The following is an 11,639-nucleotide window of genomic DNA, read 5'->3' on the forward strand; positions in this document are numbered from 1 at the left end:
GGACGCGGCCCCCCGGCCCGCGTCCTGTGCTTCCCCCACGCCGGCGGCAACCCCCGCGCCTTCCTCGCCTGGCAGGGCGCCCTGGCCGGCGACGCCGAGCTTCTGGCCCTGTGCCCGCCCGGCCGCGGACCCCGCTACCAGGAGCCGCCGGCCGCCGACTTCACCGAGCTGGTCGAGCGCGCGGCCGAGGCGGTGGCCGAGGCCGCGGACCGCCCCTGCTATCTGTTCGGCCACAGCTTCGGCGCGGTGGTGGCCTTCGAGGTCGCCCGCCGGCTGCGCGGCCACCACCGGCTGCGCCATCTGATCGCCTCCGGCTGCTCGGCGCCCGCCCTGCTGCCGACCGCCCGCGTCGTCGAGGCCGCCCGCCTGGAGGGCCGGGCCTTCACCGAGGCGGTGGGCTTCTTCGGCGGCCTGCCCCCCGAGGTGGTGGCCGACGAGGCCCTCGCCGAGCTGCTGCTGCCCGCCCTGCGCGCCGACTTCCGGATCGTCGCCCGCTACCGCTACCGGGACACCGGCCCGCTGGACCTGCCCATCACCCTGATCAACGGCCGCGACGACCCGCACGTCAAGGAGGCCGGCCTCGAACCGTGGCAGCGCGAGAGCACCCTCGCGGTGGCCCGGCACCAGCCCGCCGGCGGCCACTTCTACTTCGAGGATCACCCGGAGGCGGCGACCGACGTCATACGGTCGGTGGTGCGCTCCGACCGGGGCGCGCCCCCGCCCGGCGCCGGGCCGGACACCGGCGGCACGCACCGTCCGCCCGCCGAGGTCGTCGAGGTCATCTAGCCGTCCGCGGGAGCACCGTAGAGCACCACCGAACACGTGAGGGACGACTTCCGATGCGCATGGCCACCGCGGACCGGCACCACAAGGGCGAGCTCTTCCGACAGCTCCACGCCGGCCCCGACGCCTTCGTCATTCTCAACCCGTGGGACGCGGGCACCGCGCGCCTGCTGACCGGCCTCGGCTTCACCGCCCTGGCGACCACCAGCGCGGGCCTCGCCCACACCCTCGGCCGGCGCGACGGCGCCAACCTGGTCACCCGCGCGGAGACCCTGGACAACGCTCGCGCCATCGTCGAGGCCACCCATCTGCCCGTCACGGCCGACCTGGAGAACGGCTTCGGCCCGGACCCGGAGGACGTCGCGGAGACCATCCGGCTCGCCGCCGCGGCGGGGCTGGTCGGCGGCTCGATCGAGGATGCCACCGGCGTCGCCGACGAACCCGTCCACCCCCTCGGAGCGGCCGTCGAGCGGATCACCGCCGCCGTCGAGGCCGCCAAGGCCCTCGACGCGCCCTTCACGGTGACCGCCCGCGCCGAGAACTTCCTCTACGGCCGCCCCGACCTGGACGACACCATCCGCCGCCTCCAGGCGTACGAGGCCGCCGGGGCCGATGTGCTCTACGCGCCCGGCCTGCCCGACGCCGACGCGATCCGCGCCGTCTGCTCCTCCGTGGGCCGCCCGGTCAACGTCCTGGCGGGCGGGTCCGGACCGCGCCTGTCCGTGGCGCGGCTCCAGGAGTTGGGCGCCCGGCGGATCAGCCTCGGCTCGGCCCTGTCGCGGGCCGCGCTCGGCGCGGTGCTGCGTGCCGCCGAGGAGGTCCGCGACCACGGCACCTTCGGCTTCGCCGCCGAGGCCGTCCCCTACGGCCAGGCCAACGCCCTGATGGCGGCGGACCTCCCGGAGACGACCCGCCCCGACACCGCACGCCCGGAGCCGGCCCGCCCCGACACCGGTCGCGCCGGGACGGCCGGAACGGCCCGCTCCGAGGCGGAGCCGCACAGACGCACGGAAGGCACACGGTGACCCCACGGATTCATCTGAGAGGCGCCCGATACGTCCTCGGGGAGATCGAGGCGCACCACACCACCATCGCGAACCTCCCCGAGCGCGCCGCCGAGTTCGGGATGCCGCCCCGAGCGGAGATGTGGGGCTGGGGGCACGTCCGGCGCACCGAGCGCACCCTCGACGCCCTCGCCGTGGACGCCGGCCGGGCGAGCCTCGCCGCGGCCGGCGCCGCGCCCGGGGCGGTCGACGCCCTGGTGCTGTGCTCCACCCGGTTCCCGGGCGGCCCCCGGACCCACGGCGCCCTGGTCGAGCGGATCATGACCGGCATCGGGCTGGGTGACGCCGCGTTCACCGGCGTCACCCTCAACCGCTGCACCAACCTCCTGGTCGCCATCCGGCTCGCCCAGGCCCTGGTGGCGGCCGGCCACCACCGCACCGTGCTGGTCGTCACCACCGACCGCGTCACCGACGAGTCGGTGCGCATGGAGAACTTCGCGCTGTTCAGCGACGGCGCCGCCGCCTGCCTGGTGACCGCAGAACCCGGCCCCGGCGACACGTACGCGATCCTCGGCGGCGCCGCCGCCCAGCGCACCGACGCCCTCGACTGGTCGCACGAGATCAGTTCGGACCTCGGCCGCGAGGTCAACGACCGCCTGCTCACCCCGCTGGGCCTGGGGAGCGGCGACCTCGACGGCCTGCTCCACGCCAATCTGTACAAGCCCGTCGTGGTGCTCAAGGAGCGCCAGGCCGGCTTCGCCGCGGACCAGTTGTACACCGACAACATCGCCCGCGTCGGCCACTGCTTCGCCGCGGACCCCCTGATCAACCTCGTCGATCAGGCCGCCGCCGGCCGGCTGCGCGCCGGCGGCCACTACCTGCTGGCCTCCAGCGTCCCCGGAGCCCGCGTCGGCGTGCTGCTCCACAAGCTGTCCACCGACGACGAAACGGAGCTCGTATGAACGCCCAGGAGGGAAACGCCCAGGAGGGAAACGCCCAGCGGGGATTCGCTCTCCCGGACGTGATGACGTCCCTGCCCCGCGGCCCCCACGCCGTCACCCCCGGGGCGGCGGCGGAGACCGAGCGGCTGCTGGCCGCGCCGCCGGCCGAGATCTACCACCGGCTGCTGCGCGACCAGGAGTCCGAGACCACCCTGCTGCTCGCCCGCCACCTGCTGGAGGCGTTCCTGGCGCGGGGCGCCGAGGAGGCCGCCGCCCGGGGAGCCGGGGGCGACACCGGCACGGACGTCACCGCCGAGAGCCTGGCCGCGCTCGTCACCGCGGCCCGCGCCGAGCTCGACGAGCCGCTGGCGGCCCTGTGCGCCACCGCCCCCGGGACCCGGGAGCGCGTCCTGAGCCAGCGCGCCCCGCTCACCCTGCTCGCCGGCTGCTGGCTGGACACCGTCTCCCAGCCCGCCACCCAGCCCTCCGTGGTCGTCAACCGCCTCTTCGGCCACCACTTCCGGCTCATGGGCGAGGACGTCCCGCACCGCGGGCTGCTGCCGCGCCGCCGCCGCGCCCTGGAGGACCTCGGCGTCCACCTGCCCGCCGTCGAGAGCGCCGACTTCCTCACCAAGGCCGGGGCCCGCCCGCTGACCGCCTGGCACGGCGCCTTCCACCTGGCCCTGTCCCGGCTGCCCGCGAGCTTCCTGCCGGAGGTCGTGGGCGTGCACTACGCCACGCACGCCCTGGGCGTGGACGACCGGCTCACCGGCATGGCCCCCTTCCTGCCCGAGGCCGACCTCCAGGGGCTGCTCGCCGAGTACGTCGCCCTCACCCGCGAGTCGCCCACCGGCGCCGAGGACCGCGCCCGGCTGCTCGCCGCCGTCACCCTCGTCCTGCGGCTGGAGCGCGAGCACACCGCCGCGCTGACCGAGCTGGCGGCCCGGCTCGACGGGCTCTCCCTGGACGCCCGGGTCGCCGAGATCGTGGCCCGCCACGCGCCGTTCGCCGGCCGCCAGCACCGCGATGTGCGGCTGGGGGAGCGGTCGCTCATGGAGTGGCTCGACGACCCGGAGGCGGACCTCGCGGCCTTCGTCGCCGCGTTCCGCGCCTCCCGCCAGTTCAAACCGATGCGCGCCGGTGGCTGCCGCTTCCTGCGCGCCATCAAGTTCGGCGGCCCCATGTTCGGGATCTTCGACGAGCGCGAGGCGGCGACCTTCACGGAGTGGGCCGAGGCCATCGCGGCCGGCGCGCCGCCGGAGCTGGACTTCCGGCCCGACACGTCCGGCGACGCGGCGGCCCGCGGCTGGTACGAGGCCGTCCGCGCGACCCGGGCCGCCGATGTCCGGCTCACCGGGCCCGGCACCCCCGACGACCGCGAGCTCTTCCACCGGGTCGTCAACATCGAGCGCTTCCCCAACACCCTGGAGCTCGCCCGCGAGCGCGCCGAGGAGGGGCTCGCCGCCGCCGAGGTGCTCTTCCGGCACGGCGCCGACGGCGACTTCACCGACGCCACGTACTTCGACTACTCCGCCGAGGCCCTGATGGAGCGGGTGGACCGCGTCTACTGGGACAAGCTGGTCGGCGCCGTCGAGCCGCCGGCGGAGATCCCGGACCGGGAAGAGGTGATCTTCCGGCAGAAGACCTACGCCCTCGGCAGCCTGATCGACGGCGCCTGGTCGCACCGGACGGCCAACCTCGGCCGCTTCCACCGGCGGAGCGACGCCATGCTCTTCTCCATCTACGCCGACGAGATGGGCCGCGGCGACCTCGCCAAGAACCACATCACGCTCATCCACAACGTGCTGGCCAGCATGGACGTCGTACTGCCGCACATCCGCCAGGAGGAGTTCCTCGACCAGGACGAACTGCCCGACGGCGGATACGACTTCTCCATCCACCAGGCGTGCCTCGCGCTCTTCCCCGACAGCTTCTACAACGAGATCCTCGGCTACAACCTCGGCATCGAGATGTTCGGCCTGGGACAGCTGCGGATGACCGAGATCCGGAAGCTGCGCCGCCACGGCTTCGACGTCTCCTACGAGGAGGCGCACCTGTCGATCGACAACTTCTCCGCCGGACACGCCCGGCAGGCCGCCGAGATCATCGTCTCCTACCTGGACGAGGTGCGCCGGGACTTCGGCGACGCGGTGGTCCAGGACGAGTGGCGGCGCGTCTGGCGCGGCTACGCCTCCTTCGCCTACTTCGTGGAGCGCCGGCTCGTCGGCGAGCTGCGGGCGAAGGGGCTCACCGGGCGGAGCGCCGCGCCGGCGAGCACGGATTCCGGGGGCGGTCCCGGGAACGACTCCGGGTGCGGTCCCGACGGCGACTCCGACCGGGCGGACAGCGTCGCCCTGGTCATCTGACCCCCTGCCGCCGCGCCCCCACGTACCGCCGCTCCATCCGCGCGCCCCGACCCCGTACCGCCGTGCCCGCGCCCACCCTCGTACCGCCGCGCCCGCCCCGTACCGCCCCGACCCCTGGAGGCACCCAGTGGCTCTCGACCCGAGCCTCGACCCGGAGATGCTGGAACTCCCCTTCTACGAGCCGCGCCACCGCGCGTTCGCCCACGCCCTGGGCGCCTGGTGCGACGAGCGCGCCGGGCTCTGGGCGGAGGTCCGCCGGGAGGCCCCCGAGACGTCGGGGCCGCGCCTGGTCCGGGAGCTGGGCGCGGACGGCTGGCTGGCCTTCCTCGACCCGGACGGCGACCGGGGCGAGGGCGCGCACCCCGGCGCCGGCGCGGGCGACTTCCGCTCGCTGTGCCTGGCCCGGGAACGCCTCGCCCACGCCGAGGACCTCGCCGACTTCGCCTTCTCCATCCAGGCGCTGGCGGCGACCCCGCTGCTGAGGTACGGCACCCCCGAGCAGCGCCGCCGTCATCTGCCGGGCATGGCCGACGGTACGGTCGTGGGCGCGTTCGCCGTCTCCGAGGAGCACGCGGGCTCCGACGTCGCCGCGCTCTCCCTGCGGGCCGAGCGCACCGACGACGGCGGTCACGTCCTCAACGGCCACAAGGCGTGGATCGCCCACGGCAGCATCGCCGATCTGTACTGCGTCATCGCCCGCACCGGGGAGGGCCCCGGCCCGCTGGGCCTGACCGCCTTCCTCGTCCCCGCGGACACCCCCGGGGTCCGGGTCCGCGAGCACATCGAGGCCATCGCCCCCCGCTCCTTCGCGCATCTGTCCTTCGAGGACTGCCGGCTTCCGGCCGACAGCGTGCTCGGCCGCCGCGGCCAGGGGTTCGTCATCGCGATGGACCTGCTCGAACGCTTCCGGATGACGGTGGGCGCGGCCGCCCTCGGCTTCGCCCGGCGCGCCGCCGACACCGCCCTGGCCCACGCCCGCGACCGCGCCGCCTACGGCGGCCGGCTGCTCGACCTCCAGCTGATCAAGGCGTCCCTGGCGGACATGGAGGTGAAGATCGGCGCCGCCGCGCTGCTGGTGGCCCGCGCCGCCTGGGAGATCGACCGCGGCAACCGGCGCTTCCCCCACCACTCCGGCATCGCCAAGCTGTACGCCACCGAGGCCGCCCAGGAGGTCGTGGACGCCTCGGTGCAACTCCTCGGCGCCGCGGGGCTGGTCAGGGACAGCGTCACCGAACGGCTGTACCGCCAGGTCAGATCGCTGCGTGTGTACGAGGGCACCTCCGAGGTGCAGCGGTTGACCATCGCCGGGGCGCTCGACATGCGCCGGGCCGACCGCGCCAGGGCCCTCGACGCCGCGTCCGGCGGCGCGGCCGCCCCCGACATTGCCGCCGATCCGGGGAGCACCCCCGCCGCCGCGCCCGGCACCGCCCGGTGACCGTGACCGCGACCGCGCCCACCCCGGCCCGACACACGGCGACGAAGGAGTCCCGCGTGACCTCCCCCGTGGCAGCCGTCCGGCTCCCCGACCCCTACCCGTACTACGCCTCCCTCGTGGCCGAGCGCCCCTTCGCCCACGACGAGGGCCTCGGCGCCTGGGTGGCGAGCGACGCCGCCGCCGTCACCGCCGCGCTCGCCCACCCGGCGCTGCGCGTGCGGCCCGCCGCCGAGCCCGTGCCGGCCGGCCTCGCCGGCACCCCCGCCGGAGACGTCTACGGCGACCTCGTCCGGATGACCGACGGCCCGCTCCAGCGCCGTCTCAAGCACGTGGTGACCACCGCGCTCGGCCGGGCGGACACCGCCCGGGTGGCCGCCCTGGCCGCGGACCGCGCCCGCCGGAGTCTGGCCGCCGGCGGCCGACCCCGCCTGGGCGACCTGATGTTCGGCGTGCCCGCCCGCGTGGTCGCCGCCCTCTGCGGCCTCGACCGCGGCGCCGACGAGGAAGCCGCCCGGCTCATCGGGGACTTCGTGCGCTGTCTGCCCGCCACGGCCACCCCGGAGGACCGGCGGGCGGCGGCCCGCGCCGCGGCCCGGCTCCAGGACGCCCTCGGGCCCCGACTGACCCGCGCCCGTGCCCGCACCGGTACCGGCACCGGCACCCGCACCGGCCGTGAGCTCGGCAGCGGCCCGGGCCCCCGCCCCCGTACGGTCCCGGGCGCCGGGCCGGACGGCGACCTCCTCGCCGCCCTGGTGCGCGCCGCCCGCGACGCCGGCGAACCGGACACCGGCCGACCGCTGCTCTCCAACGCCATCGGCTTCCTGTCCCAGACCTACGACGCCACCGCCGGCCTCATCGGCAACACCCTGCTCGCCCTCGCCCGCGGTGTCGCACCGGCCCCGGGGCGGCCCGCGGCGCTCGCGCCGCTGGTCCGCGAGGTGGCCCGGTACGACGCCCCCGTCCAGAACACCCGCCGATTCGCCGCCGAGCCCTTCGCCCACGCCGGCGTCGAGGTCCCGCCCGGCGGGAGCGTGCTGGTGGTCCTCGCCGCCGCCAACCGGGACCCGGCCGTCAACCCCGACCCGCACGCCTTCCGCACCGACCGCGCCCGCCCCGCGCTGTTCACCTTCGGCGCCGCCGCGCACCGCTGCCCGGGTGAAGACCTGGCGGTGGCCATCGCCGCCGCGGTCGTCGGTGAACTGCTCGCGGCAGGCTGGGAGCCGTCCGGCCTGCCCGAGCGGCCCGCGTACCGGCCCCTCGCCAACGCCCGGATTCCCCTCCTGTGACGGCCGGCGGCCCCGCCCGACCCGGGGCCCGCCCAGATCCGAAAGCGAATCGCAGCAGATGACCCACACCCCGCGCCTGTGGATGCGGCACGAGACCCGGCCGAGCGAGCGGCGCGCGCCGATCGCCCCCGAACACGCCGAGGCGCTGGTGCGCCACGGCTTCGAACTCACCGTCGAGGAGTCGCCGCAGCGCGCCTTCCCGCTGGCGGACTACGTGGCCGCGGGCTGCCGTACCGCCCCCGCGGGCAGCTGGACCGAGGCGCCGGAGGACACGTACGTCATCGGGCTGAAGGAGCTCCCCGACGGCCCGGCCCGGCTGCGCCACCGGCACATCCTCTTCGGCCACGCCTACAAGGGCCAGGCCGGGGCGCGGGAGCTGCTGGGCCGGTTCACGGCGGGCGGCGGGGCGCTGCTCGACCTGGAGTACCTCGTGGACGCCGAGGGCCGCCGGCTCGCCGCCTTCGGCTACTGGGCCGGCTATGTGGGCGCCGCCCTGGCGGTCCTCCACCACCGCGGCCGGCTCACCACCCCGCTCGCCCCCCTCACCAAGGAGCGGCTCGACGAGGCCCTGCGCGCCGTCCGCCCCGCCGACCCGCCCACCGCCCTGGTCGTCGGCGCGCTGGGCCGCTGCGGGCGCGGCGCCTGCGACGCCCTGACCACCGCGGGCATCGAGCCCACCCGCTGGGACGTGGCCGAGACCGCGCACCTCGACCGCGCGGCGCTGCTCGGCCACGACATCCTGGTCAACACCGTCCTGACCACCCGGCCCGTGCCGCCGTTCCTGACCCGCGACGATCTCGACGACCCCGCCCGCGCCCTGCGCCTGGTCTGCGACGTGACCTGCGATGTGACCTCCGCGTGCAATGTGCTGCCCGTCTACGACGAGGTCACCTCCTGGGAGGAGCCGGTCCGCCGGCTGCGCGACGGCGACCGGCCGCTGGACCGGCCGCTCGATCTGATCGCCATCGACAACCTGCCGTCGCTGCTGCCGGTGGAGGCGAGCCGCGCGTTCTCCGCCGAACTGCTGCCCCATCTGCTGACGCTGGGCGAGGAGGGCTCGCCCTGGGACCGCGCCCTGCGGACCTTCCGTGAGGCCACTGCCACGGTCGCCACGGCCGCCACCGTGCCCGCCGCCCCGTCGTCCGCCACCGCGCCCATCACCACGACTGCCGCCGCGCCCGTCGCGCCCGCCACCTCGGCCGAGGAGACCCCCAGTGCCTGACACCGCCCCCACCGCCCCCCGGGTCCCCGCCAGCGGCACCGTCCACTGGATCGGCACCGGCCTGTCGACCGGCCGCACCGGCCTCGCCCTGCTGTGCGACCGCGCCGAGCGGGTCGTCATGTGGGGCCGCCACGAGAGCCGCGCCGCCGACCGGCTGGCCCGCCTCGGCCTCACCGGCCGGGCGGAGACCCGCGGCCTGGACCACGCGGAGCTCGCCGCCGAACTGCGCCCCGGCGACGTGGTGGTCTCCATGCTGCCCGCCACCGAGCACCCGGCGCTGCTGCGCACCGCGCTCGCCGCCCGCGCCCACTTCGCCTGCACCAGCTATGTCTCGGACGCCCTGCTGGCCGAGGCGGGGGCCGCCCGCGAGGCCGGCACCGTGGTGCTCACCGAGGCCGGGCTCGACCCCGGCATCGACCACCTGATGGCCCACCGGCTGGTCGAGGCCGCCCGCGAGGCCGTGGGGGACACCGCCACGGACGTCGACTTCACCTCGTACTGCGGCGGGCTGCCGGCCGTCCCCAACGCGTTCCGCTACCGCTTCAGCTGGGCCCCGTACGGCGTGCTCGCCGCCCTCGGCTCGCCCTCCCGGTACATCGCCGGGGGCGCCGAGCGCACCAGCGCCCACCCCTGGGAGGCCACCCGCCGCCACCGCCTGGGCGAGGAGGGCTTCGAGGTCTACCCCAACCGCGACAGCCTGCCCTTCATCGCCCAGTACGGCATCCCGGACGGCTGGCGGCTGGAGACGTTCATCCGCGGCACCCTGCGCAACGACGGCTGGCTGCGGGCCTGGGAGCCGGTCTTCGCGACCGTACGGACCGGGGACACGGCCCGGATCGCCGCGCTCGCCGAGGAGCTGGCGGCCCGCCACCCCACCACCGAGGCCGACCGGGACCGGGTGGTGCTCTCCGTGGCGCTGGAGCTGCGCACCCCCGACGGCGCGGGCTGGCGCGGCTCGTATCTGCTGGACCGCACCGGCGACGAGAGCGAGAGCGCGATGGCGCTGTGCGTGTCCCTGCCCCTCGCCTTCGGCGTCACCCGCGTCCTGGCGGACGCCACCCCGGCCGGGCTGCACCGCGCGGCCGAGAGCGCCGAGGAGTCCGAGCGCTGGCTGGCCTTCCTCGCCGGTCACGGCCTGGACCTCACGCTCCGGCAGCACCGCACGCCGTAACCCCGCACGCCGTAACCCCGCACCCCGTAACCCCCCTGCACCCCTTCGCACACCGGCGACTCACCGCACCGCACATCACGGCAACTCACGGAAAAGAGGTCCGGACATGGGGCACGAGAGCACCCACCGCGATCCCGCGCACCACCGCTGCGTCGGGGTCGGCGTGGGCCCCGCGAACCTGAGCCTGGCATCGATCCTGCACAGCCACCCCGAGGTGACCAACCTCTTCATCGACCGCAAGGCCGCCTTCGGCTGGCACGACGGCCAGCAGATACCCGGCGCGACGCTCCAGGTGTCGATGTTCAAGGACCTGGTCAGCCTCTCCGACCCGGCCAACCCCTTCTCCTTCCTGTCGTACCTCCACGACCAGGGGCGGGTCTACCACTTCCTCAACGCCCAGTTCTCCGACGTGCCCCGCCAGGAGTTCCGCAACTACCTGGAGTGGGCCAGCCGCCGCAACGGCAACCTCGCCTTCGGCGAGGAGGTGCGGGAGGTCGGCTTCGACGGCGTCTTCACCGTGCGCACCGACCGCCGCAGCGTGACGGCCGACAACATCGTGGTCGGCGTCGGCAACCGGCCCTGGGTGCCGCCGCAGGCGCGTCCGCACCTCGGCGCCAGCCAGTTCCACATCAGCGAGTACCTGACCCGGGCCCGCGACCTCGGCGGCAAGCGCGTCGCCGTCATCGGCGGCGGCCAGTCCGGTGCCGAGGCATTCCTCGAACTGATCACCCGCACCGGTGGCGAACTGCCCCGCCGGGTCTCCTGGATCTCCCGGCGGCGCAACTACTTCCCCATCGACGACTCGCCGTTCACCAACGACTTCTACATGCCCTGCCACTCCGACTACTTCTACCGGCTCTCCCCGCAGGCCCGGTCCGCCTTCAACGCCCAGCACCTGCTGAGCAGCGACGGCATCTCGGAGGCGACGCTGCGCGACATCTACCAGCGGCTGTACGTGCTGCGCTTCATCGAGGACCGGCCCGACGTCGTCGTCCTGCACCCCAACCGGGAGGTGGTGGACGTCACCGGCGCCGGCGGCGGGGCCTGGGACGTCACCGTCCGCCACAACGACGAGCCGCACGGCACGGAGCACCACGAGGTCGACGTCGTGATCTGGGCGACCGGCTTCCGCCCCGCCCCCATGGACTTCCTCGACGGCCTCGCCCCGCGCATCGAGCGCGAGGGCGGCGAGTTCCGCATCGACCAGGACTACGCGGTGCGCTGGGACGGCCCCCTGGACCGCAACATCTTCGTGCAGAACGGCGCCCGGGGGCAGCGCGGCCTGGCCGACCCCAACCTCAGCCTCAACGCCTGGCGCAGCCGGCGCATCGCCGACCGGCTCCGCGGCGTCCGCGGCGACCAGCAGCTCGCCTCGTTCATCGAGTGGTCCACCAAGGACACCGAGGTCCGGGAGCCGTGGACCGCGTGACG

At 75.5% G+C, this 11,639-nt stretch carries 9 protein-coding genes; all 9 read left to right on the forward strand.

The features are described from left to right. Positions 1-786 (forward strand): thioesterase II family protein (locus tag ACSNOD_RS08605; RefSeq protein ID WP_436766187.1); only part of this gene is annotated, 786 nt, incomplete at its 5' end. Between the two features lie 53 nt (positions 787-839). Continuing rightward, the gene (locus ACSNOD_RS08610) at positions 840-1,808 is read left to right on the forward strand and encodes an isocitrate lyase/PEP mutase family protein (protein WP_436766188.1); all 969 of its coding nucleotides are present in this window, start codon (positions 840-842) and stop codon (positions 1,806-1,808) included. After that, positions 1,805-2,749, forward strand: coding sequence for a 3-oxoacyl-ACP synthase (locus ACSNOD_RS08615; protein WP_436766189.1), 945 nt, complete (start codon positions 1,805-1,807; stop codon positions 2,747-2,749). The genes ACSNOD_RS08610 and ACSNOD_RS08615 overlap by 4 nt, the downstream gene beginning before the upstream one ends. Further along, positions 2,746-5,094 carry an iron-containing redox enzyme family protein gene (locus tag ACSNOD_RS08620; protein ID WP_436766190.1) on the forward strand — a complete coding sequence of 783 codons (2,349 nt, stop codon included), beginning with the start codon at positions 2,746-2,748 and terminating at the stop codon, positions 5,092-5,094. The genes ACSNOD_RS08615 and ACSNOD_RS08620 overlap by 4 nt, the downstream gene beginning before the upstream one ends. A gap of 127 nt (positions 5,095-5,221) precedes the next feature. Next, entirely contained in the window at positions 5,222-6,529 is a 1,308-nt protein-coding gene (locus ACSNOD_RS08625) for an acyl-CoA dehydrogenase family protein (RefSeq protein ID WP_436766191.1), read from the forward strand. 56 nt (positions 6,530-6,585) lie between these two features. Then, complete coding sequence (locus tag ACSNOD_RS08630; protein ID WP_436766192.1) at positions 6,586-7,815, forward strand: cytochrome P450; 1,230 nt, start codon at positions 6,586-6,588, stop codon at positions 7,813-7,815. 58 nt (positions 7,816-7,873) lie between these two features. Next, positions 7,874-9,037 carry a saccharopine dehydrogenase gene (locus tag ACSNOD_RS08635; RefSeq protein ID WP_436766193.1) on the forward strand — a complete coding sequence of 388 codons (1,164 nt, stop codon included), beginning with the start codon at positions 7,874-7,876 and terminating at the stop codon, positions 9,035-9,037. Further along, positions 9,030-10,208 (forward strand): saccharopine dehydrogenase family protein, encoded by a 1,179-nt coding sequence (locus ACSNOD_RS08640; protein ID WP_436766194.1) that lies wholly within the window; start codon positions 9,030-9,032, stop codon positions 10,206-10,208. Before ACSNOD_RS08635 ends, ACSNOD_RS08640 begins: the two co-directional genes overlap by 8 nt. A 106-nt stretch (positions 10,209-10,314) precedes the next feature. Further along, positions 10,315-11,637, forward strand: coding sequence for a lysine N(6)-hydroxylase/L-ornithine N(5)-oxygenase family protein (locus ACSNOD_RS08645; protein WP_436766195.1), 1,323 nt, complete (start codon positions 10,315-10,317; stop codon positions 11,635-11,637). Positions 11,638-11,639: the final 2 nt, after the last annotated feature.

The organism is Streptomyces sp. URMC 123, from assembly GCF_051386515.1.
Taxonomy (GTDB): domain Bacteria; phylum Actinomycetota; class Actinomycetes; order Streptomycetales; family Streptomycetaceae; genus Streptomyces.

Bases quoted from the DNA above. Each gene is read 5' to 3' on its own strand.
- ACSNOD_RS08610 (WP_436766188.1), top strand. From the start codon at position 840: ATGCGCATGGCCACCGCGGACCGGCACCACAAGGGCGAGCTCTTCCGA.
- ACSNOD_RS08620 (WP_436766190.1), top strand. From the start codon at position 2,746: ATGAACGCCCAGGAGGGAAACGCCCAGGAGGGAAACGCCCAGCGGGGA.
- ACSNOD_RS08635 (WP_436766193.1), top strand. From the start codon at position 7,874: ATGACCCACACCCCGCGCCTGTGGATGCGGCACGAGACCCGGCCGAGC.
- ACSNOD_RS08645 (WP_436766195.1), top strand. From the start codon at position 10,315: ATGGGGCACGAGAGCACCCACCGCGATCCCGCGCACCACCGCTGCGTC.